The 25158-nt window shown below is 68.4% G+C and carries 21 protein-coding genes and 1 tRNA gene; 4 read left to right on the top strand and 18 right to left on the bottom strand.

Annotated features, from left to right (window positions below):
* Window positions 1–38: 38 nt before the first annotated feature.
* The 3 genes from OB895_RS16365 to OB895_RS16355 form a co-directional block, all read right to left on the bottom strand.
* Window positions 39–656 carry a SipW-dependent-type signal peptide-containing protein gene (locus OB895_RS16365; protein ID WP_311878287.1) on the bottom strand — a complete coding sequence of 206 codons (618 nt, stop codon included), beginning with the start codon at window positions 654–656 and terminating at the stop codon, window positions 39–41.
* Window positions 657–658: 2 nt separating this feature from the next.
* Window positions 659–1282, bottom strand: coding sequence for a SipW-dependent-type signal peptide-containing protein (locus tag OB895_RS16360; RefSeq protein ID WP_079113359.1), 624 nt, complete (start codon window positions 1280–1282; stop codon window positions 659–661).
* A 236-nt stretch (window positions 1283–1518) separates the two neighbouring features.
* Window positions 1519–2394 (bottom strand): LysR family transcriptional regulator ArgP, encoded by an 876-nt coding sequence (locus tag OB895_RS16355; RefSeq protein ID WP_079113360.1) that lies wholly within the window; start codon window positions 2392–2394, stop codon window positions 1519–1521.
* A gap of 70 nt (window positions 2395–2464) precedes the next feature.
* Between OB895_RS16355 and OB895_RS16350 the strand changes: the two genes are divergently transcribed.
* The gene (locus OB895_RS16350; protein ID WP_311878282.1) at window positions 2465–3127 is read left to right on the top strand and encodes a LysE/ArgO family amino acid transporter; all 663 of its coding nucleotides are present in this window, start codon (window positions 2465–2467) and stop codon (window positions 3125–3127) included.
* A gap of 45 nt (window positions 3128–3172) precedes the next feature.
* Here the strand turns inward: OB895_RS16350 and OB895_RS16345 are convergent, their stop codons facing one another.
* The 8 genes from OB895_RS16345 to OB895_RS16310 form a co-directional block, all read right to left on the bottom strand.
* A complete protein-coding gene (locus OB895_RS16345) occupies window positions 3173–3997 on the bottom strand; it encodes an amino acid ABC transporter ATP-binding protein (protein WP_079113362.1) in 825 nt (274 codons plus the stop codon).
* A complete protein-coding gene (locus tag OB895_RS16340; protein ID WP_042539555.1) occupies window positions 3984–4649 on the bottom strand; it encodes an amino acid ABC transporter permease in 666 nt (221 codons plus the stop codon). Before OB895_RS16340 ends, OB895_RS16345 begins: the two co-directional genes overlap by 14 nt.
* 3 nt (window positions 4650–4652) lie before the next feature.
* The gene (locus OB895_RS16335; protein ID WP_311878280.1) at window positions 4653–5465 is read right to left on the bottom strand and encodes a transporter substrate-binding domain-containing protein; all 813 of its coding nucleotides are present in this window, start codon (window positions 5463–5465) and stop codon (window positions 4653–4655) included.
* A 158-nt stretch (window positions 5466–5623) separates the two neighbouring features.
* Window positions 5624–6313: a 50S ribosomal protein L1 gene (gene rplA, locus OB895_RS16330; protein WP_042539551.1), complete on the bottom strand. Its 690-nt coding sequence runs from the start codon at window positions 6311–6313 to the stop codon at window positions 5624–5626.
* Between the two features lie 11 nt (window positions 6314–6324).
* Window positions 6325–6756 carry a 50S ribosomal protein L11 gene (gene rplK, locus OB895_RS16325; RefSeq protein ID WP_042539549.1) on the bottom strand — a complete coding sequence of 144 codons (432 nt, stop codon included), beginning with the start codon at window positions 6754–6756 and terminating at the stop codon, window positions 6325–6327.
* Window positions 6757–6945: 189 nt separating this feature from the next.
* A complete protein-coding gene (nusG, locus tag OB895_RS16320) occupies window positions 6946–7998 on the bottom strand; it encodes a transcription termination/antitermination protein NusG (RefSeq protein ID WP_079113364.1) in 1053 nt (350 codons plus the stop codon).
* 41 nt (window positions 7999–8039) lie between these two features.
* A complete protein-coding gene (gene secE / locus OB895_RS16315) occupies window positions 8040–8312 on the bottom strand; it encodes a preprotein translocase subunit SecE (RefSeq protein ID WP_042539545.1) in 273 nt (90 codons plus the stop codon).
* 39 nt (window positions 8313–8351) lie between these two features.
* Window positions 8352–8424: transfer RNA gene (locus OB895_RS16310), tRNA-Trp, on the bottom strand.
* A gap of 191 nt (window positions 8425–8615) precedes the next feature.
* On the opposite strand from OB895_RS16310, the gene OB895_RS16305 reads away from it, so the two are divergent.
* The gene (locus OB895_RS16305; RefSeq protein WP_311878276.1) at window positions 8616–10439 is read left to right on the top strand and encodes an HSP90 family protein; all 1824 of its coding nucleotides are present in this window, start codon (window positions 8616–8618) and stop codon (window positions 10437–10439) included.
* Window positions 10440–10476: 37 nt separating this feature from the next.
* Window positions 10477–13275: a hypothetical protein gene (locus OB895_RS16300; RefSeq protein WP_079113366.1), complete on the top strand. Its 2799-nt coding sequence runs from the start codon at window positions 10477–10479 to the stop codon at window positions 13273–13275.
* Window positions 13276–13431: 156 nt separating this feature from the next.
* Here OB895_RS16300 and poxB read toward each other — a convergent pair whose 3' ends face one another.
* The 7 genes from poxB to gabT all read right to left on the bottom strand — a co-directional run bounded on the left by poxB (window position 13432) and on the right by gabT (window position 23531).
* On the bottom strand, window positions 13432–15156 hold the full coding sequence (poxB, locus tag OB895_RS16295; RefSeq protein ID WP_079113367.1) for a ubiquinone-dependent pyruvate dehydrogenase: 1725 nt from the start codon (window positions 15154–15156) through the stop codon (window positions 13432–13434).
* A gap of 132 nt (window positions 15157–15288) precedes the next feature.
* A complete protein-coding gene (locus OB895_RS16290; RefSeq protein ID WP_079113368.1) occupies window positions 15289–16653 on the bottom strand; it encodes an NAD-dependent succinate-semialdehyde dehydrogenase in 1365 nt (454 codons plus the stop codon).
* A gap of 73 nt (window positions 16654–16726) precedes the next feature.
* Entirely contained in the window at window positions 16727–18193 is a 1467-nt protein-coding gene (locus tag OB895_RS16285) for an NAD-dependent succinate-semialdehyde dehydrogenase (RefSeq protein WP_056373784.1), read from the bottom strand.
* 48 nt (window positions 18194–18241) lie between these two features.
* Window positions 18242–19786 (bottom strand): APC family permease, encoded by a 1545-nt coding sequence (locus tag OB895_RS16280; protein WP_079113370.1) that lies wholly within the window; start codon window positions 19784–19786, stop codon window positions 18242–18244.
* A complete protein-coding gene (locus OB895_RS16275) occupies window positions 19786–20670 on the bottom strand; it encodes a universal stress protein (protein ID WP_056373788.1) in 885 nt (294 codons plus the stop codon). The genes OB895_RS16280 and OB895_RS16275 overlap by 1 nt, the downstream gene beginning before the upstream one ends.
* The gene (locus OB895_RS16270) at window positions 20667–22052 is read right to left on the bottom strand and encodes a flavin monoamine oxidase family protein (RefSeq protein ID WP_079114030.1); all 1386 of its coding nucleotides are present in this window, start codon (window positions 22050–22052) and stop codon (window positions 20667–20669) included. Before OB895_RS16270 ends, OB895_RS16275 begins: the two co-directional genes overlap by 4 nt.
* Before the next feature lie 111 nt (window positions 22053–22163).
* A complete protein-coding gene (gene gabT, locus OB895_RS16265; protein ID WP_056373790.1) occupies window positions 22164–23531 on the bottom strand; it encodes a 4-aminobutyrate--2-oxoglutarate transaminase in 1368 nt (455 codons plus the stop codon).
* 117 nt (window positions 23532–23648) lie between these two features.
* On the opposite strand from gabT, the gene OB895_RS16260 reads away from it, so the two are divergent.
* Window positions 23649–25157 carry a PucR family transcriptional regulator gene (locus tag OB895_RS16260; RefSeq protein WP_079114031.1) on the top strand — a complete coding sequence of 503 codons (1509 nt, stop codon included), beginning with the start codon at window positions 23649–23651 and terminating at the stop codon, window positions 25155–25157.
* Window position 25158 lies beyond the last annotated feature (1 nt).

Raw genomic sequence — 25158 nt, 5'->3', positions numbered from 1 at the left:
GTTCCTCCTCAGACATCATCCGTAGCTCTGCCCGCGCATCAGCTGGAGGTGCCGACGACCTGCCATGTCTGGATCGCCGTCAGTCCCTGAGCTCCGTTGTCGGTCGCAGCGGGCAACGTCACCGCGAAGCAGTAGTTCACCGTCGTCCCGCCGTTCGCCGAGACCGCCTGGGTTCCGGTGCCGACGACCGACATCAGCGAGTTGTCGGGAACGACCGCGGTGCCGGCCGTATAGGTCGTGCCGTTGCACGTCGTCCCGGCGATCGCCCGCACGCCGTAACGCAGGTAGGTGCCGAGACCGGTTCCCGCCGTCGAGGTCACGCTCAGCTGCAGCGTGCCCGCGACGGATGGGTTCGCGGTGCGCACGCTGAACAGCGAGTACACGGTGTTTCCCGGAGCCATGGCCGAGAACGGTGCGCTGAACGACAGCGCTGCCGGAGTGCCGACGGGGTGGCTCGAGAACGTCGTGCCGTCGGTCGCACCCACGATGTCGAACCGCCCCGCGGTGAATGTCGCGTTGCCGTGCTCGGAATCGTTCCAGGCGGCGAGGGTCATGGTCGCGCCGACGCCGAACACCAGGCCGCCCGCGAGAACGGCTCGAATCCGACGGGAGAGCAGCCGCTTCGCCTCCCGCACGCCTCTGCGGGTGACAGCCATGATCAGTCCGCAGTCGAGGTGGCCGTGAACTCCCATGTCGCGGTCGCGGTCGCACCCTGCGTGAGACCGGCACCGGCTGTCACCGCGAAGCACAGCTGAACGGGCGTTCCCGCGGTCCCTGCCGGGGTGCCCTCGGTCAGCGGAACCGAGGTGGCTCCGGTCTGAGCGCTGAGTGTCGTTCCCGACGCGACGACCGTCCCTGCTGCGGTGGCATCACACGCATCACCCGCGTCGATCGCTGTGACCGTGTACGAGAGGTTCGCCTCGTTTCCGCCCGTTCCCGCGGTGATCCCCGACGGGACGAGCGTGGCGCTGTTCGTGGTGGTGCTGTCGAGCCGCACCCAGAACGGCGCGTAGACGACGTCGCCCGGCGACATCGACGATGCGACAGCCGGCAGCTCGAAGACGAGCGCTGCGGCCGTCTGCCCCAGGTCGACGTTGTGGTTGGCATATCCGGTCGTGGCACTCGTCGTCGAGCCCTCGAGGTTGAACGAGCCTGCGGTGAACGTGCCGGTCGCGAACTCCGAATCGTTCCAGGCCGCGAGCGTCACCCCGATCCCTACGCCGAGCACCAGCCCACCGGCCAGAACTGCCAGAACTTTGCGTTGCGTATCCTTCTCAGCCATGACATTCCCCCTCAGGAATTCATGAACCGCAGATGCTGGGGATGGCCGCCCTTCTGCGGCCCGCATCCGAGTGTTCATGTCGTTCCCGTCAGCTTTGTCCAAGGAATGTCTTATTTCAAGGGGTCTGTGATCACGATCAGGCGTCCACATCGGTATTTCATGACTGAATGTCTGTGATGATCGAGAACCGATCGGCTGGTTGTCGTGCCCGAACTCACCCTCGACGGATCCTGCCGTCAGCGCGACAGCACCCGCCGAGCCTCGTCCGCGACCTCGGCGGCGATGGTGTCGAGCAGCCGAGACCGCAGATTCCACTGCTGCCAGTAGAGGCTGACGCGCAGCGGTGGTCCCCCGAGCCGCACCAGCTCATGATCGCCCTGCAGCAGCGGCACCATCCCCCAGCCGAGTCCCAGCCGGACGGCGAGCGCGTAATCATGCGACGCCGGCACGTAGTGCCTGGGGACCCCGTGCTGAGCGACGCCCATGGCGCTCAGCCACTCATGCTGGAGCGTGTCGCGTCGATCGAAGTCGACGAAGGGCGCGGCGGCGAGAGCCTCGGCCGTGACGCCGTCGCCGAACCAGCGCCGGGCGAACGCGGGCGCGGCCATCGCGTGGTACTCCAGCACGCCGAGCGGCGAGACGGAGCATCCGGCCACGGGTTCCGCCTCACTGGTGACCGCCCCCATGACGGTGCCCGACTCGAGCAGACGGGCCGTGAAGTTCTGGTCGTCGCGATGCAGGTCGAAATCGAGCTCGTGCGTCGCAGAGAGTCTCGCCAGCGGGCTGAGGAACCACGTCGCCATCGAGTCCGCATTGACGGCGAGAGGGATGCGGGTGCGCGGCGCGTTCACATCGTCGAGACCGAGCGCGGTGAGGGCGTCGTGTTCGAGCAGGGCGATCTGCCGCGCCAGTCGAACGACCGACTCACCAGCCTCTGTGAGGCGCGCCGGCTTGGCGCGCACCACGAGCACGCGTCCGAGCTGCTCTTCGAGGCTCTTCAGCCGCTGGCTCACCGCAGAGGGGGTCACCCCCAGCGCGCGGGATGCCGCGTCGAATGTTCCTTCGTCAGCGACCGCGGCAAGGGTGACGGCAAGTTCGGGGTCGATCTTCACATTAGCGATGCTAATGGTAGACAAGGAATACGAACTGGTGTTGATGTCGACTCGGACCTAGCGTGGGATCATGCTCCCCGTGTTCTCCGGCCTCGGCCTCGGCCTGTCCCTGATCGTCGCCATCGGCGCTCAGAACGTCTTCGTCCTTCGTCAGGGCATTCGCCGTGAGCACGTGCTGCCCGTCGTCATCATCTGCGCCGTCTCGGACGCCCTGCTGATCGCCGCGGGCGTCGCCGGACTCGGATTCGTCATCTCAGCGGCTCCCTGGCTCATCGTCGTCGCTCGCTGGGCGGGTGCCCTGTTCCTGCTGGTCTACGGGATCCTCGCGGCTCGTCGAGCGTGGCGGGGCGGCGAGCAGCTGCGGGTCGACCCTGCAGTCGGTGAAAGAGCGACTGGCCGATCGAGCGGCCCTGCCACGGCGACCGCGACGCGCACTGCGCTCGCTCCGGTGGTCGCGACGGCGCTGGCGCTGACCTGGCTGAATCCCCATGTCTATCTCGACACCGTGCTGATGCTCGGATCGATCGCGGCCACCCACGGCGAGGATCGCTGGCTGTTCGCGGCCGGAGCGATCATGGCCAGCATCCTGTGGTTCACCGCGCTGGGGTTCGGCGCCCGGTACCTCGGTCGCTGGCTGCGCACCGAACGCTCATGGCGCATCCTCGACGCCCTCATCGCGATCGTCATGATCACGTTGGCTGTCAGCCTGGTGCTGCCGGTGCTCGGCGCCTGAGACGCCTCGAGGCCATCGACCCCGGCGTCTCGGCACGGTCTGCGGTCACTCGCCGTCGAGGGGCCTCATGATGCGGGTGAGGAATCTCTTCGTGCGCTCGTGCTGCGGGGCGCCGAAGATGTCGCCCGGGGCGCCCTCTTCCACGACGACGCCCGCATCCATGAACAGGACATGGTCAGCCGCCTCGCGCGCGAAGCTCAGCTCGTGCGTGACGACCACCATGCTCCAGCCCTCATCGGCGAGCTCTTTGATCACCAGCAGCACCTCCCCCACGAGTTCGGGATCGAGCGCGCTGGTCGGCTCGTCGAAGAGCAGGAGGTCGGGGCGCAGCGCGAGAGCGCGAACGATGCCGACACGCTGCTGCTGCCCACCGGAGAGCTCGTGCGGGCGGGCGTCCGCCTTATCGGCGAGCCCGACCCTGGCGAGGAGCACCTGTGCTTCTGCGACGACCTCGGCCTTGGGGCGCCCCTGCACGCGCCACGGCCCCTCGATCACGTTCTCGAGCACCGAGAGGTGCGGGAAGAGGTTGTGGTGCTGGAAGACCATCGCCGAACGATCACGCAGCGCGAGTCGCTTCTGTGCCCGCGTGCGCTTCGACACCGGCGTCTCAGGGGCGAAGTCGATGTCGGGCCCGCCTGCGACGACGATCGTGCCTGCATCGGGCGTCTCGAGGCCGTTGAGTGCGCGCAGGACGGTCGTCTTGCCCGACCCGCTCGGGCCGATCAGCACGACGACCTCGCCGCGGTGCAGCGTCAGATCGATGCCGCGGAGCACCTCGTTGTCGCCGAAGCGTTTGTGCAGGCCGCGCACCGTGAGAAGAGCGTCTGCGGTGGACGTGTGGGGCGTGCGTGCAGCATCAGCGAGCGACATTGCGATCCAGTCTCCTCTCGAGTGCGCTCTGACCGAACGACAGCACGAGGCACAGCACCCAGTAGACCAGGGCGGCCGCGAGATACAGCACCATGAACTCCAGAGTCGCCGATGCGATCTGCTGCGCGACCTTGAAGAGCTCGGTCACAAGGATCAGCGAGGCGAGCGAGGTGTCCTTGACGAGCGAGATGAACGTGTTCGACAGGGGCGGCACCGAGACCCGTGCGGCCTGCGGAAGGATGACGCGGGTGAGCGTGCGCGTGCGATTCATGCCGACCGTGTACGCCGCCTCCCACTGCCCCTTCGGGACGGACAGGATGGCAGCGCGCACGACCTCTGCCCCGTAGCCGCCGACGTTGAGCGACAGCGCGATGATCGCACTGGGCCACGGGTCGATCTTGAGTCCGATCGACCCGAGCCCGTAGAAGATCACGAACAACTGGACGATCATCGGCGTGCCTCGGATCACCGAGATGTAGAACCTGGCGATCCCCGACAGCAGCGGATTGACCGAGATCCTCATCAGGGCGACGCCGATCGCGAGCACGAGCCCCAGCGCGAACGACACGAGCGCGAGCGGCACCGTCACCGTCACTCCCGCCAGGGCTATCGGCCCGAGTGAATCGAAGAACAGCTGCCAGGGATTCTCCATCGGCTACTGCGTCACGTCTTCGCCGAAGTACTTGTCGCTGATCTCGGCCAGGGTGCCGTCTGCCCGCAGCTCTTCGAGCGCGCCGTCGACGGCCTCGACGAGGTCGGTCTTGTCCTTGGTGAACACGAACGCCTGCTCGCCCGCCTCCTCGGTCTCGGCGGCGATCTTCAGACCGGACGGGCTGTTGGTGGTCTCGTAGTCGAGGAAGGTCAGCTTGTCGTTGATGGTGGCGTCGACACGGCCCTGGCGGAGCAGCTCGACGGCCTGCGCCCAGCCCTCGACGCCCTCGACCGTGGCACCGGACTCGGTGGCCAGCTCATACCAGTTGCTGGTGAGGGACTGCGCGGTGGTCTTGCCTTCGAGGTCGTCGAACGAGGAGATCGAGTCGTCGTCATCGGCGACCACGATGACGCCGGGCGAGACGGTGTACGGAGTGCTGAACAGGTACTTCTCCTGCCGCTCCTCGTTGATGCTGACCTGGTTCGCGATGAGGTCGAAGCGTCCGGCGTCGAGGCCCGCGAAGATCGCGTCCCACTGGGTCTCCTGGAACTCGATCTCGAGGTCGAGCTTGTCGGCGACAGCCTGGATGATCTCGACGTCGAAGCCGGTGAGGTCACCCGTGCCGCCGTCGCCGTGGAAGCTGAACGGACGGTAGGTCCCTTCGGTGGCGACCGTGAGCACGCCGTCGTTGACGAGACCGAAGTCCGAGCCGGCCTCGCTCGAGCTGCTCTCAGCGGGGGTCGTGCTTCCGCTGCAGGCGGTGAGTGCTGCTGCGGTGACGACCAGTGCGGTGACGGCGATGAGGCGACGGGACATGTGACCCTCCTGGGGTGCGATGAGGCGCGATTGCTGTGGCGCGGAACTCATTCACAGTACGCGGCATCCGACCCGCACCCCAACATCCGATGACGCTCGATGTCGTTCTGGATGCAGAAAGGCCCCCGCAGAATGCGGGGGCCTTTCCGGAATCACACTCAGATGGCGTTGACGTCCAGCGGGATGCCGGGGCCGAACGTGGTCGACACCGCACCCTTCTGGATGTAACGGCCCTTCGAGCTCGACGGCTTGAGGCGGACGATCTCCTCGAGCGCTGCGCCGATGTTCTCGTCGAGCTGCTCAGCCGAGAACGACGACTTGCCCACGACGAAGTGCACGTTGGCGTGCTTGTCGACGCGGAACTCGATCTTTCCGCCCTTGATCTCCTCGACGGCCTTGGCCGTGTTGGGGGTCACCGTGCCGGTCTTCGGGTTCGGCATGAGTCCACGCGGACCCAGGACCTTTCCGAGACGACCGACCTGGCCCATGAGCTCCGGGGTCGAGACGGCCGCGTCGAACGCGGTCCAGCCTGCGGCGACCTTCTCGATGAGCTCGGCGCCGCCGACCTCATCTGCACCTGCGGCGATCGCTGCCTCGGCCGCGGGGCCGGTGGCGAAGACGATGACGCGGGCGGTCTTGCCGGTGCCGTGGGGCAGGATGACGGTGCCACGCACCATCTGGTCTGCCTTGCGGGGGTCGACTGCGAGCTTGAGCGCGACCTCGACGGTCGAGTCGAACTTCGACGAGCCGGTCTCCTTCGCGAGGGCGACTGCCTCGCTCGGAGTGTAGAAACGGTCTGCCTCGATCTTCTCGGCGGCAGCCTTGTAAGCCTTGGACTTCGTAGCCATGATTATTCTCCTCAGCCCTCGACCGTGATGCCCATGGAACGGGCGGTGCCGGCGATGATCTTCGAGGCAGCCTCGATGTCGTTAGCGTTCAGGTCGGCCTGCTTGGTCTCGGCGATCTGACGAACCTGGTCCTTGGTGATCTTCGCGACCTTGACCGTGTGAGGCGTCGACGAGCCCTTGGCCACACCGGCGGCCTTCTTGATGAGCTCCGCGGCCGGCGGGGTCTTCAGGATGAACGTGAAGCTGCGGTCCTCGTAGACGGTGATCTCGACGGGGATGACGTTGCCGCGCTGCGACTCGGTCGCGGCGTTGTACGCCTTGCAGAACTCCATGATGTTGACGCCATGCTGACCGAGCGCGGGGCCGATCGGCGGCGCCGGGTTGGCTGCACCGGCGTTGATCTGAAGCTTGATCAGGCCGGTCACCTTCTTCTTCGGTGCCATATCCTCTTCCTTTCATCGAACGGATGCGGGTGCATCCGCTCTCCCGCGAACCCGGCATCTCCGGGCTGCGGTCGTCCGCGCGCACGCCGAAGCGGCACGCAAACCACACAAGTCTACCTGATCCGGAGGCATGCCTCCTACGCAGGAACGGCCGCCCCGGAATGGGACGGCCGTTCTCTGAGGCGTATGTCAGATCATCTTCGTGACCTGGTCGAACGACAGCTCGACCGGGGTCTCGCGCTCGAAGAGCGACACGAGCACGGTGAGCTTGCCGCTCTCGGGCTTGATCTCGCTGATCGAACCGGGAAGACCCGCGAACGAGCCCTCCTTGATCGTGATGGTCTCGCCGACCTCGAAGTCGACCTCGGCGGGAAGCGGACGAGCGACCGCGAGGCCGCCCTTCGACGCGATGTTCTTGGCCGTCGGGACGTCCTTGACCTCGACGAGCGACTTCAGCATGTTGAAGGCCTCTTCGAAGCGCAGCGGGGTCGGGTTGTGGGCGTTGCCCACGAAGCCGGTGACTCCGGGAGTGTGGCGCACGACCGACCAGGTGTCTTCCGTGAGCTCCATGCGCACGAGCACGTAGCCCGGGATGCGCACGCGGGTGACCATCTTGCGCTGGCCGTTCTTGATCTCGACCACGTCTTCCATCGGGACCTCGATCTGGTAGATCTCGTCCTCGACCTCGAGCGTCGACTTGCGCTGCTCGATGTTGGCCTTGACCTTGCGCTCGAATCCGGCGTACGAGTGGATGACGTACCACTTGCCCGGAAGCATCCGGAGGTCCATGCGGAAGGCCTCGTACGGGTCTTCCTCGGCGTCGTCCTCGTCGGACTCGGCGTCGTCGGCCCCGGCCACGATGTCATCGTCGCCGTTGACGTCGGGTCCGTCGTACGGGGTGACCTCGTCGGCCTCAGCAGCCTTGAGCTCGGCGGTCTCTTCCGCCACAGAGTCGTTGAGGACCTCGGCTGCAGCCTCAGACTCAGCCGCTTCGTCCAGGTTGAGAGCGTCGTTCACGATAGCGTCCGCCTCCGGGTCGTTGATGTCGATGTCGGTGTCGTCGTCCTGCACGTCGGCGTCGTCGTCTCCGTCGACGTCCTCGATGTGGAGGGCGACATGTTCGGCCGAGGTGACCGACTGCTCCTCCGCAGCGAGCACGTTGCCCTCCTGGGCCTCGTCCTCTTCGCTGGACTGCTCGGCAGCCGTCGCCCAGTCGGCGTCGTCGGAATATCGTTCAGACACGTTGTTTCTTTCCAATCACTGCGGCCAGGGCCGCGAGGGCGTCAGGCGCCCGGGACCCCGAAGACGATGTGCGTCACCCAGGCGAACAGGGTGTCCAGTCCGTAGACGATGCCCATGACGATGAGAACGAAGACGAGCACCACTGCGGTGAACTTGACCAGCTCTTTGCGGGTCGGCGTGACGACCTTGCGCAGCTCTGCGATGACCTGACGGAAGAACAGGGCGATCCCTGCGAAGAAGCCCGCGATGCCACGCTTCTTCTCGCGGGTGGCGCCGGCCGCGACGACCTCGCCGCGCGGTTCGTCCTGATCCATCCTGAATGTACCTTTCGTGTGTCAGCGTGTGCTGACGCGCAGGGCGGACAGGAATCGAACCTGCAACCTGCGGTTTTGGAGACCGCTGCTCTGCCAATTGAGCTACCGCCCTAGAGACCGGGAGGTCTCGGGGTGTCGTCTCCATCCTGCCACCGCTGTCGGACCGGAAGGACCGGGCACGGCGAAAGAATGCAGACAACAACTGCTGGTCAAGCATACGGCATCCGCCGGTCGGTGCCGAACCGGGCCCGCTCTCGTCGTTGTTGTTAGGCTCGGCGAGCGGATGAAACGGGAGGGGGCGCAGTGAGCGCTGACGTGCAGCAGTTCCAGGTGGACCTGCGCGGTGTCGTCGACCTCCTGAGCCGCCACATCTACTCGAGCCCGCGCGTGTATCTGCGCGAGCTGCTGCAGAACGCCCGCGACGCCATCACGGCACGACGCGAGGTCGACGGCGGAGGCGGGAGCATCCGCATCACCGCGCTGACGGACGACTCCGGCGAGTTCGTGCTGCGAGACGACGGAGTGGGCCTGAACGCCGCCGAGGTGGGCGATCTGCTCGCCACGGTCGGACGCAGCTCGAAGCGCGACATCTTCGATCTCCCTCGCAGCGACTATCTGGGTCAGTTCGGCATCGGCCTGCTCAGCTGCTTCATGGTCGCCGATTCGATCGTGATCCGCTCGCGCAGCGCACGGGGCGGTTCGGCCGTCGAGTGGACGGGCAGCGCCGACGGCACCTTCCGCGTCGTGGAGATCGACGACGACCTGCCCGTCGGCACGAGCGTGCACCTGAAGCCCCGATTCGACGCCGACGAGCTGCTGCGCCCCGCAGCCGTGCGCGAACTGGCCACCGCCTTCGCCGAGTTCCTGCCCGTGCGGGTGACGCTCGAGTCCTCGAACGGCGACATCGACATCACGAGACGCGCGCCCTTCCTCGACGCCGTCGACGACATCGACGGCGCGGTGCAGTACGGACGCGACCTGCTGGGTGCCACTCCGCTCGACGCGATCGAGCTCAGCGAACCCGCCACGGGCACTCGAGGGCTCGCTTTCGTGCTCCCCTACGCTCCCCCACCGGGTGCCCGCCAGGCGACTCGCATGTACCTCGGCAGGATGCTGCTCGGCGAGCGGGTCGACGACGTGCTGCCCGAATGGGCCTTCTTCGTGCGGGCGGTCGTCGATTCGACCGGCCTCGCCCCGACGGCGAGCCGCGAGTCACTCGTCGACGACGCGGCGCTCGAGCGCGTCCGCGAGCAGCTGGGCGCCGGCATCCGCCGCTGGGTGCTCGAGCTGGGGCTGCGCGAGCCGCACAGACTGGCCCAGTTCGTGGCGATCCACGAGGTCGGTCTGAAGTCTCTCGTGCGCCACGACGACGAGCTGGCGACGTTCATCACCCGGTGGCTCACCCTCGAGACGACGCACGGCACGATGCGCATCGGCGATCTCGTCGAGCGGTACCCGCACGTGCGCTACGCGCAGACGGTCGACGAGTTCCGCCAGGTCGCCGGCATCTCGCCCGGCTCCGAGGTCCTGGTCAACGGCGGCTACCTGTACGACGCAGACCTCGTGCGAATGCTGCCGGACCTCTACCCCCATGTCACGATCGAGCTCGTCGACGTCGCGGGTGAGCTCGACCGCCTCGACCCGCCGCCCCTCGACGACCGCGATGCCGCGATGGCGCTGGAGGAACGAGCGGGCCGCGTGCTGACGGCATCCGGATGCTCCGTCACGGTGCGTTCGATCGACCAGCCGGAGCTCGCAGCGCTCTACGTCGCCGATCCGGAGGTGCTGCGCCGGACCGACCGCGGTCGCACGAAAGGCATCACCGGATCGCTGTGGGGCGGCGTGCTCGACCGCATCAACTCGACCGTCTCGGCCTCCCGCGACGACGATCTGAGCGCGCGCCTCTGCCTGAACTGGTCGAACCGCGTCGTGCGGGCGCTCGTGCGCGTGCAGGACGACGCGGTGTTCGCCCGCACCGTGCAGCTGCTCTACATCCAGGCTCTGCTGGCCGGTCACCATCCGCTCTCCGACGCCGATCGTGCACTCATGACGACGGCGCTCTCCGACCTCGTGTCGCTGTCGGCCGGCATCGAAGAGGACTCGATCCCCTTCGGCGACGCCGTCTGACCGCAGCTCTGCCATCCGCTCCGTCCGAAGGATTCCCATGACACGTCCGAAGAAGCGCTTCACGCAGCTCATCGAGGAGATCGACCGCACTCCGTGGGGCCCGGCGGAGCAGGCGCTGGTGGCGGATGCCGTCGCACTCGCCGTCGAGCTCGGCGACGAGCGGCTCGAGTACGAGGCACGGATGCGGCAGACCGCGTCGGCGAACATGAACGGCGCGACCGACGTGATGCTGAACTCCTTCGCGTGGTGCCTCGCCAGGCACGACGCCGACCCGCAGCGGTTCCCCGCCGATCTCGAGTACGGCGGGGCCGATCTGATGTGGCAGTTCAAGTGGATGGCCTCGTCCCTGCGTTCGTCTCCCGCCTTCTCCGTCGAGCAGATCGCGGCGGTGCTCGACGACATGGAGACGCACTACCGCACAGCCGGGCTCGGCATGAGCGGGGTGCTCACGGCCCGATTCGAGGACGCCTGGGACGCCGGGCGCATCGACGACGCCGAAGCGCTGCGCGTGCAGCTGGAAGCCACGCCCCGCGACGACCATAGCCACTGCGACGCGTGCGGGCGCAGCCAGTTCGCCGGGTTCTTCGCAGAGACCGATCGAGACGCCGAGGCCATCCGGCTCGTCGAGGAGATGCTCGAGGGCGGATTCTCATGCGGCGAAGAGCCGGAGCATGCGCTGTCGCGCGTGCTCGTGCCCTACCTGCGCGCTGGACGCCTCGACGAGGCGAAGAGCGCGCATCTGCGCAGCTACCGTCTGGCGAAGGACAACCCCGACAACCTGCGCATCGTCGCGAACAACATCGTGTTCTCCGCCCTCACCGGCAACGAGGCCAGGGCGCTCGCCCAGGTCGAGCGCCATATCGCGTGGCTCGCGCACGACGGCCTCAACGTCGACGCGCACTTCGCGGCGCTGGCCGCATTCGCCTTCGCCCTCGACCGCGTCACCGCAGCAGGCCACGGCGACGCCCCGGTGCGCGGTGCCGACTCCCCCTCGCTCATCGCGTTCTTCGGCGAGCACGATGGGGCGTGGGGCGCAGCCGAACTCGCCGCCGCCGCATGGGGCGCTGCCGAGCGCATCGGCTCCCAGTTCGATCGCCGCGACGGCACCGAGGGCCACGCACGCAGCCTCGCCCGCATGCGCGCTCTCGCAGACGAGCACTACGACGTGCCGATCAGGTCGGACGCCTTCGCCACCACGCCGGACTCGGCCACGCCCGGCGATCCGGACGCCTGGTTCGACCGGGTCATGGATCTCGCCCAGTTCGGGGCGGAGCACGAGACGCTGCAGGCTCTGCCGCATGCCCTGGCGGTCGAGGACCCCTCGAAGGTCGCTCAGCTCATGTCGATGCGCCTCGGCATCCTCATCGCGCTCGATCGCGCCGACGAGGCCGCCGACCTGTTGCCGGCACGGATCGATGCACTGCGCGCCGCCGGCCTCGATGCACAGGCCGATCTCGAGCAGCGCGTGGGTCTGGCGACCTTCGGGCTGAACACCGCCGATGCCGCAGCGGCGCTCGAGGACGAGCTCGCGAACGCCGAGTCCCTCCCGGCCTGGTCGCGGGGAGATGTCGCGATCAGCCGGGCCTCGCTGCACATGCAGGCCGACGAACCGGATGCGGCGCTCGACATGGCGGAGATCGCCGCCCGGGCGTTCGCCGACGCGGACGATGTGCGCCTCTCGAACACGACGACTCTCGTGGCCATCGCGGCGGTGCTGCAGAAGGGCGACATCGAGGCGGCATCCGCTCTGCTCGATCGCTTCCTGGCCCAGGACGATCTCAGCGTCGGTCACCGCGCCCAGGCCCTGCAGACGCGTGCCAGGGTGCGCGGAGGCAGCGAAGACTACGCGCGAGGCGCGGCGGATGCCGATGAGGCGTCCCGGCTGCTCGCCGGGCTCGGCGCGACCACAGCACTGGCAACGGCGCACCTGCTCGCCGGGGCGCTCTGGGAGGACGCCGGCGACCCCGAGAAGGCGGTCGCCCGCTACCGCGTCACCTCGCGTCTCGTCGCCCAGGAGGGCGGCGACCAGGCGGGGGCGGACTTCCGCCTCGCGCGGGCGATGCTCGCCGCGGGTGACGCCGAGGTGGCCGCCGAGCTGTTCGGTCAGGTGCTCGAGCGTGAGGAGCAGGCCGAGGTGCCTGCCGCTTCTCGGGCGATGACGGCATCGCTCCTCGCCCGCTCCCTGGGTTCGGCCGGCGAGTTCGGTCAGGCGGTCGGCGCTTTCGGGTATGCGGCCGATCTCTTCGGTGAGGCGGAGGAACACGCCGATCAGGCCATGGCGTTGACCGAACGTGCGAAGATCCTCGCCCGATTCGACGAGCACGACGACGCGATCGAGTCGCTCGAAGCGGCATCCGAGATCGTGCGCAAGGCCCCCGAGGCGGTCGGCGCCCTCGCCGACGTGCTGCACAACCTCGGGCAGGCCTACGGCGCGAAGCAGGACGACCGCGCCTTCGCCCTGTTCGACGAGGTCGCAGCGCTGGCTCAGGAGCACGAGGCGGGGTGGCTGCTCGCCGACGTGACCGATTCGCGAGGTCGGGTGCTCGCTCAGTTCGGGCGGATCGACGAGGCTGTTGCCGCTGCTCTCACGGCAGCCGACGGATTCGCGGCGATCGGGGATGCGGGGTCGGCGGGCGGCTCCGAGCTGTTCGCCGCCCGCCTGCTCGCTGGCGACGACCGCGCGGCTGACGCCGTGCCGGTCTACCGCAGCGCGCTCGAGCACGCGGTGGAGCATGCGCCGCTGCGTCAGGTGTCGGCGCTCGAGCTCGGCAACGTGCTCGAGTCGCTCGGTCGCCAGGTCGAGGCAGCCGAGGTGCGCGCGCTCATCGAGAGCTAGGCGCGGGTTCGGAGCCTTCGCTTCGCCGCGGTTTCGACACCGTGGCAGCACCTCACCGCGGCTGCCTGCTCGTCGGGAGGAGATCTTCCCCTCGGGAGGAGGAATCGGGCCGATTCCTCCTCCCCAAGAGGCGTTGTCCTCCCGAGCGCCCGAAGCTCAGAGGAACTGACGCCAGTTCGCGCGCGCGAGGTCGAGCAGTTCGTCTCCCTTGCCCGACATGACCGTGCGGATCGCGTACAGCGCGAAGCCCTTGACCTGCGCGGCCTCGATCGCCGGCGGCATCGACAGCTCCTGCCGCTCGGTGACGACATCGAGCAGCGCGGGGCCGTCGTGTGCGAGCACCTCGCGGACGGCATCCGGCAGATCCTCGCTGTTCTCGACGCGGCGGGCGAAGATTCCCATGGCCTCGGCGATCGCCGCGAAGCTCGGGTTGTCGAGCGCAGTGCCGTAGTTCACGAAACCGGCGGCCTTCATCTCGAGCTCGACGAAGTTCAACGACGAGTTGTTCACCACGATCGTCTTCACGGGCAGCTTGTTCTGCGTGAGGGTGAGCAGTTCGCCCAGCATCATCGCGAGTCCGCCGTCGCCGGCGAGTGCGATGACCTGTCGATCGGGATGCGAGACCTGCGCGCCGATGCCGTGCAGCAGGGCATTGGCCATCGATCCGTGCGTGAACGAGCCGATCAGCCGTCGATTCTCGGTCATCGACAGGTAGCGGGCGGCCCAGACGGTCGGCGAGCCCACATCTGCAGTGAACACCGCGTCATCTGCCGCCTGCTCATCGAGCAGTCGCGCGAGGTATTGCGGGTGGATCGGCCGACCGGCCTTCGTCGGTGTCGCGAGGTCGTCGAGCTTCGCCCTGGTCTTGCGATAGTGCGCGGTCGAGTCATCGAGGTGATCGCGGTCGCTCTTCTCCGCCAGCCTCGGCAGCAGTGCCTCAGCGGTGGCGCGGACATCACCGACCAGACCGAGATCGAGCGGATGCCGCTTGCCGAGCTGTGAGCCGCGGATGTCGACCTGGATGGTCGTCGCGTGCTCGGGATAGAACTGCTCGTACGGGAAGTCGCTGCCCAGCACGAGCAGCGTGTCAGCCGCCTCCATCGCCCGATAGCCGGAGGCGAAGCCGAGAAGGCCCGTCATTCCGACGTCGAACGGGTTGTCGTACTCGATGAACTCCTTGCCTCGGAGCGCATGCACGATCGGCGCGCCGAGCCGATCGGCGAGTGCGATGACCTCGTCGTGGGCGCCCTCGACACCGGCTCCGGCGAGGATCGTGGTCTTCTTCGAGGCATTGAGCAGTGTCGCCGCCCTGGCGAGTTCGTCGCCGCTCGGCACGATCACGGGGTGGGATCGCTCGATGACCACGGCTCGGTCGTCGGCGATCTCGGCCAGGGCGACGTCGCCGGGGATCACGAGCACCGCGACTCCGCGCTGCTCGATCGCCGCGCGCATCGCGATCTCGAGAAGGCGCGGCATCTGCTTGGGGTCTGCGACGTACTCGACGTAGACGCTGCACTCGCGGAAGAGCTCCTGCGGGTGGGTCTCCTGGAAGTACCCCGTGCCGATCTCGGTCGTGGGGATGTGCGCCGCGATCGCGAGCACGGGGACTCGTGAGCGGTTGGCGTCGTAGAGGCCGTTGATCAGGTGCAGGTTGCCCGGTCCGCACGAGCCGGCGACGACGGCGAGCTCGCCCGTGAGCGCCGCATCCGCCGCCGCCGCGAAGGCCGCCGACTCCTCGTGCCGCACGTGCACCCAGCGGATGCCGCCGTCCTTTCGGAGGGCGTCGGTGAAGCCGTTGAGGGAATCACCCGGAAGGCCGTAGACACGGTCGATCCCGTTGGCGCGGAGGGTCTTGACGATGTTCGCTGCGACGGTTGCCATGCTTCCAACCTACGCCCGGGTGCGCATGCGGGCTCCGGCATCCGTCGGACCCCGGGCGCGTCAGGCACCGGCCACCGTGCGCACGAAGGGGCGGATGCCGCAGCATCCGCCCCTTCGTGCGGCGAGCGTCGCTCAGCCGATGCGGATGAGCTTCTTGTTGACGAACTCGTCGGCCGCGAGGTGGCCGAGCTCGCGCGAGGTGCCGCTGCGCTTGATGCCGCCGAACGGCAGCTCGGGGCTGTCGGCCAGCACGAGGTTGACGTAGACCATGCCCGCCTCGATGTTGTCGGCGACGCGCTCGGCCTGTTCGGCGTCGGTGGTGAAGACGTAAGACCCGAGACCGAAGGTCGTGTCGTTCGCGAGAGCGACGGCGGCGTCCTCGTCGGCGACCCGGTAGACGACCGCGGCGGGGCCGAAGAGCTCCTCGCGGTAGACGTTCATCTCGGGCGTCACATCGGCCAGCACGGTCGGCGCGAAGAACGCTCCGTCGCGAGTTCCGCCGGTCAGCAGCGTCGCGCCCTGCTCGACGGCCTGGTCGATCTGCTTCTGCAGGTTCTCGGCCGCCGTCTCAGATGAGACGGGCCCGAGCACGGTGTCGTCGAGTGTCGGGTCCGAGGGCTGCACGGCCGCCATCGCGGCGGTGAACTTCTCGACGAACTCGTCGTACAGGCCGTCGACGATGATGAAGCGCTTGGCGCCGTTGCACGCCTGTCCGTTGTTGTCGAGACGCGCGTCGACGCCGGCCTGCACCGTGGCGTCGAGGTCGTCGGTCGACAGCACGATGAAGGGGTCTGAGCCGCCCAGCTCGAGCGCGACCTTCTTGAGGTTGCGCCCGGCGATCTCGGCGACCGCGGCGCCTGCGCGCTCCGAGCCCGTGAGCGAGACGCCGGCCACGCGCGGGTCGGCGATCATGTCGGCGATCTGCTCGTTCGTCGCGAGCACGTTCTGGTAGGCGCCCTTCGGGAATCCGGCGTCGTGGTAGATCGCCTCGATCGCGGTCGACGACTCGGGGCACTGCGGCGCGGGCTTCAGCAGGATCGTGTTGCCGACGATCAGGTTCGGCGCCGCGAAGCGGACGATCTGGTACGCCGGGAAGTTCCACGGCATGATCCCGACGAGCGGTCCGAGCGACGACTTGCGGACGATCGCCGAGCCCTCTCCGAGGATGGCGATCGGCTGGTCGGCCATGATCGCCTCGGCCTGGTCTGCGTAGTACTCGGCGATGTCGGCGGCGAAGTCGACCTCTCCGAGTGCCGCCTCGCGCGGCTTGCCCATCTCGCGCACGAACACGTCGGCGAGCTGCTCGCGACGCTCGCGGTGCAGCTCGGCTGCACGACGGAGCAGCGCTGCGCGCTCAGCCACGGTCGAGGAACGCGACCAGTCGCGGTGCGCGGCGTCGGCGGCCGCGACCGCCTCCTCGATCTGCGCATCCGTGAACGTGTCGAAGGACGCCAGCGTCTCTCCGGTGGCGGGGTTGATGACGGCGTAATCGGTCATGTTCTTTTCCTCTCGTTCGGTTCCCGGTCGTCGAGCGAGGAGCGGAGCTCCGCCCGCCCGACGACCGGAAGGATCAGGAGATCGGGATCAGGGTGTACTTGGTCGACAGGTACTCGTGGATGCCCTCGAGACCGCCCTCGCGGCCGACGCCCGACTGCTTGACGCCGCCGAAGGGGGCAGCTGCATTCGACACGACACCGACGTTCAGACCCATCATGCCGGTCTCGAGCTTGTCGATCATCCGCTGCCCGCGCTGCAGGTTCTCGGTGAACACGTACGAGACGAGCCCGTACTCGGTGTCGTTCGCGAGGCGCACGGCGTCGTCCTCCGTCTCGAAGGTCGCGATCGCGAGCACCGGGCCGAAGATCTCCTCCCGAAGGATCGCGGAACCTGCGACCACGTCGGTGAGCACGGTCGGCTCGTAGAAGGTGCCGGTGCCCTCGAGCGCCTTGCCTCCGGCGAGCAGCGTTGCTCCGCGCTCGACGGCGTCATCGACGAGCTCGCCGGCCTTCGCGACGGCGTCTTCGTCGATGAGCGGTCCGATGGCCACGCCCTCTTCCGTGCCGCGGCCGATCTTCATCGCCTTCACGCGCTCGGTGACCTTGCGGGCGAACTCGTCGGCGACGTCCTGGTGCACGATGAAGCGGTTGGCGGCGGTGCAGGCCTGGCCGATGTTGCGGAACTTCGCGGCAAGCGCGCCGTCGACCGCCTTGTCGAGGTCGGCATCGTCGAAGACGACGAACGGGGCGTTGCCGCCGAGCTCCATCGACACGCGCAGCACGCCCTCGGCGGCCTGGGCGATGAGCTTGCGGCCCACCTCGGTCGAACCCGTGAACGACAGCTTGCGCAGACGCGGGTCCGCGATGATCGGGGCCGACAGCGCCGACGACTTCGACGTCTGCACCACGTTGACGACACCGGCGGGGAGGCCCGCCTTCTCGAGCAGCGAGGTGAAGAACATCGTCGTCAGCGGCGTGAGTGCCGGAGGCTTGATGACCACGGTGCAGCCGGCGGCGAGGGCAGGGGCGATCTTGCGCGTCGCCATCGCGAAGGGGAAGTTCCACGGCGTCACGAAGAACGAGGGGCCCACGGGACGCTGCGAGACGACCATGTGGCCGGTGCCCTCGGGGTTGATGCCGTAGCGGCCGCTGATGCGCACCGCCTCCTCGCTGAACCACCGAAGGAACTCGCCGCCGTAGCCGACCTCTCCTCGTGCCTCGGCGAGCGGCTTGCCCATCTCGAGCGTCATCAGCAGCGCGAGGTCCTCCTTGTGCTCCTGCACGAGGTCGAACGCACGGCGCAGGATCTCGCTGCGGGTGCGCGGTGCGGTCGCCGCCCACGAATCCTGCGCGGCGACGGCCGCATCCAGCGCACGGATGCCGTCGCCGGGGGTCGCATCCGCGATCGTGCGGATCACCGCTCCGGTCGCCGGGTCGATCACGTCGAACGTGCCGCCGGTCTCGCCGTCGATCCACTCTCCCCCGATGAAGAGGCCGGTGGGGATGCTGTCGAGCAGCGCCTGCTCAGTCTGAGTGCTCATGGAATCTCTTTCTGTGGGGAGGAAGGAATGCGGATGCCGCGGATGCGGTCAGCGTCTGCGGATGCTCGCGGGAGCATCCATGCTGAGCGTCTCGCCGCGGAAGAACGCCGGGCGCTTGATCGACTGCCAGATCATGATGACGATGCCGATCGCGATGATGCCGACGCCGAGGACGAACACGAGCCCGACCCCGCCGATGCTCGATCCGCTGCCGTACGCGGGGTCCATCGAGTCGATGAGCGTCGTCACGAACAGCACGGCGAGGATCGCGCCGCCGACGAGCGGGAACAGGAACGTGAAGAAGAAGCTCCTGGCCGAGTCGAACCACTGCTTGCGGAAGTACCAGACGCACGCGAACGCGGTGAGGCCGTAGTAGAAGCAGATCATCATGCCGAGCGACAGGATCGTGTCGGTGAGCACGTTCTCGCTCACCAGTCGCATCACGGCGTAGAAGACCGAGGCGACGACGGCCGAGACGATCGTCGAATAGCCGGGCGTGAAGAAGCGCGGGCTGACCCGTGCGAACTTCTTCGGCAGGGCGCCGTAGTGCCCCATCGCCAGCAGCGTGCGGGCGGGCCCGACGGCGGTCGACTGCAGCGACGCCGCCGAGCTCGACAGCACCGCGAGCGAGACGAGGAACGCGAGCGGGCCCAGGATCGGGTCTGACAGCGCGAAGAACACGTTCGCCGAGATGTCCTCGTTCGCGAGCCCGTAGTCGCCCGTGCCGACACCGGCGAACATGATGAGACCGATCGCGAGCAGCAGGTAGAGGCTGACCACGACGACGACGGTGACCATCGCCGCACGACCGGGAGTCTTCTCGGGATCCTTCGTCTCCTCGTTCATGGTGAGGACGACGTCCCAGCCCCAGAAGATGAAGATCGACAGGGAGAGGCCGGCGGCGAAGGCGCTGAACGACGGCACCTCGAACGGGTTGAACCACGACCAGGAGAACGCCGTGGGCTCGGGGGCATCGCCGGAGACGGCCTTGACGATCGCGACGGTGGCGAAGATCACGAGCACCAGCACCTGGAAGCCGACGAGGATGTACTGGAACTTCTGCGTCGTCTGCATGTCGCGGTACGACACGAGCGTCGCGCCGAGCATGAAGAGCAGGCACACGACGACGTTGATGATCGGGTTGAAGGCCAGGTCGGCGATCTCGGGGTTGCCGCTGAGCTGTGCGATCAGCAGGAAGAGGAACTCGACGGCGATGCCGGCGAGGTTCGACAGCACGATCACGGTGGCGGCGATCAGGCCCCACCCCGTCATCCAGCCGATCCACGGGCCGAAGGCTCGCACTCCCCAGGTGAACGAGGTGCCCGAGTCCGGCATCATGCGGTTGAGCTCGCGATAGCCGAACGCGGTCAGGAGCATCGGGATGAAGCCGACGAGGATGATCGCCGGAACCTGCGTGCCGACGACAGCGACGGTCGGGCCGAGCGACGCGGTGAGCGTGTAGGCCGGGGCGATCGTGGAGACGCCGATCACGACGGCTCCGAGGACTCCGACGGCCCCCGCGCGCAGGCCCTTCTGCGAGATGCCGGTCGTCACACCGGATGCGGGCTCCGTCGCCCGGTTCGAGCTGCTCATCAGCGGACTCCTGCTTCGGCGCGCGTGCGCGGGACGACGATCATGGGCACGGGCAGTTCGTGCAGCATCTTCGCTGCGGTCGAGCCCAGGAACAGGCGGCGCGGCTGCGCCAGGCGGCTGGAACCGACGAGGACGACCTCGCCGGGCAGCCACGACAGATGAGCGACGGCGTCTTCGACCGTGTCGCCGGGGGCTTCTTCGACCTCGGCCTTGAGCTCTTCGGGCAGCAGACCCTTGGCGATCTCGAGAACCTCGTTCGCGTGCTCGTCGCCGACCACGCGGATCGCCCCGGTGTCGAGACCGGGGGGCACGTCGAACGGCACGAGGGAGACCAGACGCAGACCGACGCGCGACTCGGTCGCGATCGCAGCGGCCTCGTCGAGGAGATTGTCTGCGCCGGCGCGGTTGCCGACCGCCGCCGTCACCCGCGGGAGCACGTGGTCGTCCTGCTCTGCCGTGCCGGCCGGGGCGAGCGCGACGGGGATGGTCGACGAGTGCAGCAGCTCAGAGGCGACGCTGCCGAGACGGTGGCGTCCGAAGATGCTGCCGCCGGCGGTGCCGATGACGATCAGCCGCGCATCGAACTCCTCGCCGGCGGCGATGAGCCCTTCCGCGAACGACTCGGCGAAGCGCACATGACCCGTGCGGGTGAGCTCCTGCGGCAGCCGGACGACGGCATCCTCGAGCCACTCCTTCGCCTGCCGGCGGATGTGCTCTTCGTATGCCCGCTCGGGCGGAACCGCCGCGTTGCGGGTGCCCTCAGAGGGAAGCACGATCACCAGGTGCAGAACCGCGCCGAGGCTGCGCGCGAGCCGTGCGCCGAGCGCTGCGGCATCCGCTCCCGCATCCGTCGCCGTGTAGCCGACGACGATCGCGCCGGTCATCCGTCGACCTCGGCGGTGTCGCCCGCGGCACGCGCGGCTTCGACGATGGTCGACGCGACGAGGTGCCCCATGCGGATCGCGCCGTCGACGTGCTGGTATCCGGCGCCCGCCATGTCACTGCAGGCGAAGTGGATGGGTCCGACGGCCGAACGCAGGTCGGCGCCGTAGCGGTGCAGTCCGCCCATGTCGAAGCTCGCCGCGTACGCGCCGCGGGTCCACTCCTCCGTGCCCCAGTCGCTCTCGTAGTACACGACCGGGTTCTTCGCCTCGTCGCCGTAGTAGTGCGAGAGGGACTCGAGGATCCGCTCTCTGCGCTCCTCTGCCGACAGCGTGAACAGGTCGTCGGCGTTCTGGTCGCTCACGAAGCCGACCAGGGTGCCCCGCTCGTCGCCGTGGTTGGTGTTGTCGTACGCCTCGTGCGCGAGCTCGTAGGGGCTGAACGCGGTGCCGCTGAGGCCCTGTTCGCGCCAGAACGGGCGGTCGTAGACGGCGTGCACCTTGATCACGAAGCCCATCGAGATGTGCTGGTGCATCTGGTGCTGGCGACGCGGCAGCGGCGGCACGAAGGCGATGCGGCTGTAGAGGATCGGGGCGTGCGCGAGGATCGCGAAGCGCGCGCGCACCGTGGTGTCATCGGTCGTCGCGGTAACGCCGTCGGCACTCCATTCGAGCGACCGCACCGGCTGGTTCAGCAGCACGTCGTCCCCGAGGCGCTCGGCGAGCAGCAGCGGCACCTTCTGCAGGCCGCCGACGACGCGCTTGTCGAGGATGAAGTCGGCGTCGACGAGGTTCGAGTACGAACCGGCGGATGCCGCCATCAGCAGCGACTGCAGCAGCGAGAACGAGTGCGTGGGCTTCGTGAGCATCGCGGATCCGGTGGCGAATGCCAGGTTGCGCACTGCTTCGTCGTCGTCGGTCTGCGCGCGCAGCCAGGCATCCCACGTGACCGAGTCCCACTCTTTCGCCTTCGCGTGCTCCCAGGGGCGGTCGGGGTCGATCTCGGCGACCATGGCGTCGAGACGCTCGGTGATCTCGGCGATGACGGCCTCGGTCTCGGCGGACACCGGGAACATCTCGCCCGTGAAGCGGTGCGTCTGTCCGTCGGGGCCGACGTACACACTGTCGCCCTCGCGATAGCGGCTGTAGGTCTCGAGCCCCAGCTCCTCGATCGTGTCCTTCAGGGCATCCTGATCGGGCGAGACCCACTGGCCGCCGATCTCGAGCATGGCGCCGTCGATGACGTCGGTCCACAGACGGCCGCCGACGCGGTCACGCGCCTCGAGGACGGCGACCGACAGGCCTGCCTTGCGCAGGTCGTTCGCGGCCGTGAGCCCTGCGGCTCCGGCTCCGACGATCAGCACGTCACGAGTGATCTCAGCCATCTGCTTCTCCTTCATTGGAAATGTGTGTGCCGGCCGCGACTCGAAATCCCCCGATCCTCGTCGCGGCCGGACGTGTGGTGGCGGTCACGACTGAGCGCGACCGCTGGTCTGTCAGGCCGCGTTCGCGGCGAGTGCGGCCGCGACGACGTCGAGGCCCTCGTTGAGCAGGTCGTCGCCGATCGACAGCGGCGGCAGGAAGCGGATGACGTTGCCGTACGTGCCGCAGGTGAGGACGATGACCCCCTGGGCGACGCACGCCTTGGCGACCGCGGAGGTCAGAGCGGCGTCAGGCGCCTTGGTCTCGGGGTCGACGAACTCGGCCGCGATCATCGCGCCATGACCGCGGATGTCACCGATGCGGGCATCCTTCTCCTGCATGGAGCCGAGACGCTGCACGAGGATCTCGCCGATCTCACGGGCGCGCTCGATCACGCCGTCGTTCTCGAAGACGTCGATCGCGGCGAGCGCTGCGGCGCAGGCGATCGGGTTGCCGCCGTAGGTGCCGCCGAGGCCGCCCGCGTGCGAGGCGTCCATGATCTCGGAGCGCCCGGTGACGGCGGCGAGCGGCAGACCGCCGGCGATGCCCTTCGCGGTCGTGATGAGGTCGGGCTCGATGCCGAAGATCTCGCTCGCGAACATGTGGCCGGTGCGGGCGAAGCCGGTCTGCACCTCGTCGGCGATGAAGACGACGCCGTTGGCGCGGCACCAGTCGGCGATCGCCGGCAGGAATCCGTCGGCCGGCACGATGAAGCCGCCCTCGCCCTGGATGGGCTCGATGATCACGGCGGCTAGGTTGTCTGCGCCGATCTGCTTCTCGAGCTGCAGGATGACGCGGGCCGCAGCCTCGCCGCCCTCGAGCCCGTCGCGGAACGGGTACGACATCGGTGCGCGGTAGACCTCGGGGGCGAACGGGCCGAAGCCGCTCTTGTAGGGCATCGACTTGGCGGTCAGCGCCATCGTCAGGTTGGTGCGGCCGTGGTAGCCGTGGTCGAAGGCGACGACCGCCTGGCGACCGGTGTGCTTGCGGGCGATCTTGATCGCGTTCTCGACAGCCTCGGCACCCGAGTTGAACAGGGCGGTCTTCTTGGCGAAGTCACCGGGGGTGAGACGGTTCAGCGCCTCGGCCACCTCGATGTACGACTCGTACGGCGAGATCATGAAGCAGGTGTGCGTGAACTGCGCGGCCTGGGCGGCCACCGCTGCGGCGATCTTGGGGTGGGCATTGCCGACGGTCGTCACGGCGATGCCCGAGCCGAGGTCGATCAGCGAGTTGCCGTCGGCGTCGACGACCACTCCCCCGCCGGCCGCGACGGCGGCGACGGGAACGGTGTGCCCGACGCCTGCGGCGACGGCATCCGCCTTGCGGGCGAGGATCTCGGCCGATCGGGGGCCGGGGAGTTCGGTCACGAGGCGACGCTCCTGGGGGAGGTCGGGTCCGCCGAGGGGGACTGCAACAGCTGCGGTGTCGAGGAGAGCCATGTTCGTGAGCGTACGACCGGATCCGCCGTGGGCGCATTCGCCCGGCTGTACAATCTCGAAGAGATCATCGCCCGACCGTATAACGCGCTGACCGCGGAGACGAGAGAGGAGCGTCGCATGGATGACACCGAGCAGCCCACCCTGCGCGCCCTTTTCCGACGTCGTGACCTCGGACTCGGCCTGATCTCGGCCGAAGAAGAGCTTCCGGCCGGCGCCCTCGATCGTCCACTGCGCTGGGTGCACAGCTCCGACCTCGCCGACCCGACGCCGTTCCTCGCCGAGGATCTCGCTCTGCTGACCACAGGCACCCAGTTCGACGCCGGCACCGACGTCGATGTCTACGTGGGGCGGCTCGCGGATCGCGGGGTGCTCGGCCTCGGATTCGGCACGGACGTGCACCGCGCAGGGATCCCCGAGGAGCTGATCCTCGAGTGCGCACGCCGCGGGATCCCCCTCTTCGAGGTGCCCTACCGCACGCCGTTCATCGCGGTCGCCCGCGCACACTCCGAGGCCATAGCCGCTCAGGCATATGCCCGCAGATCATGGGCGCTAGACACCCAGCGCGCGCTCGCACTGGCGGCTCTCCGCCCGCGGGGACTCGACGCGACCGTCGCCGAACTCGGCCGTCGCCTCGGCGTCTGGGTCGGCATGTACGACGCGGCCGGTGCTCTGCAGCTGTCGCACCCCCGGTCAGCCGTGTCTGCGGGCCGCCTGACCGAGCTCGGCGAACGCGCCACCGAGATCCTCACCCGCGGACTCGAAGCAGGGCAGTCGCTGACGATCGACGATGAGACGTTCACGCTCTTCACGGTCGGCCGCGGCGGACACCTGCGGGGAGTGATCGCGCTGGCCGTCGATGCGCTCGACGCCGAGGCGCGCACGGTCGTGACCTCGGTGATCGCGATGGCCGGGCTCGCCCTCGAGCAGAGCGACCAGCTCGCCCGCAGCAAGCGTCGGCTGAACTCGCAGCTGCTGAGCTCTCTGCTCGATGACGACCCGTCCCTTGCACGGAAGGTGCTCGGCGGCATGCCGTCGGCGCCCGTCGTGGTGGCGATCGCCGCGGACGCTCCGACCGGACCGTTCGCCGACTGGTGGGACCGCCGCCGCGCCGAGCACGGCACCGCCAGTTTCCTCGCCGAGTCGTCGGAGGGCGTCGTGCTCTGCGTGTCGATGGCCGACGACGCACTGCTCGACGAGGTCGCCGCACGTTTCGGCATCCGCGTCGGCGCATCGGGCTCGGAGTCGTACGACGCGTTCTCGCGTGCCCACGCTCAGGCGCTCGCGGCCCTGCGCCAGCAGTCCGGCACAGGGGTCTTCCACTTCGCCGATGCGGCAGGATCCAGCATCCTCAGCGCGCTCGCGACCGACGAGGCTCGCCTGGTCGCCGAGTCGCGCCTCGCTCCCCTGCGCGACCACGATGCGCGATCCGGCGGCGACCTGGAACGCTCTCTGCGAACCTGGCTCGAGCACGATGCGAAGGCCGATCCGGCGGCCGCTGCTCTCGGGGTGCACCGTCACACGCTGCGGTCGCGGATCACGCAGGCCGGCGCCCTGCTCGGCAGCGATCTGTCGTCGTTCCCCGCCCGCGCAGAGCTGTGGGCGCTGCTGCAGACCGCTCGGGACTGAC

The organism is Microbacterium forte (genome assembly GCF_031885415.1).
In the GTDB taxonomy this organism is placed as follows: domain Bacteria; phylum Actinomycetota; class Actinomycetes; order Actinomycetales; family Microbacteriaceae; genus Microbacterium; species Microbacterium forte.
The sequence above is the reverse complement of the archived record's forward strand: the minus strand, read 5'-3'. Positions and strand labels throughout refer to the sequence as shown.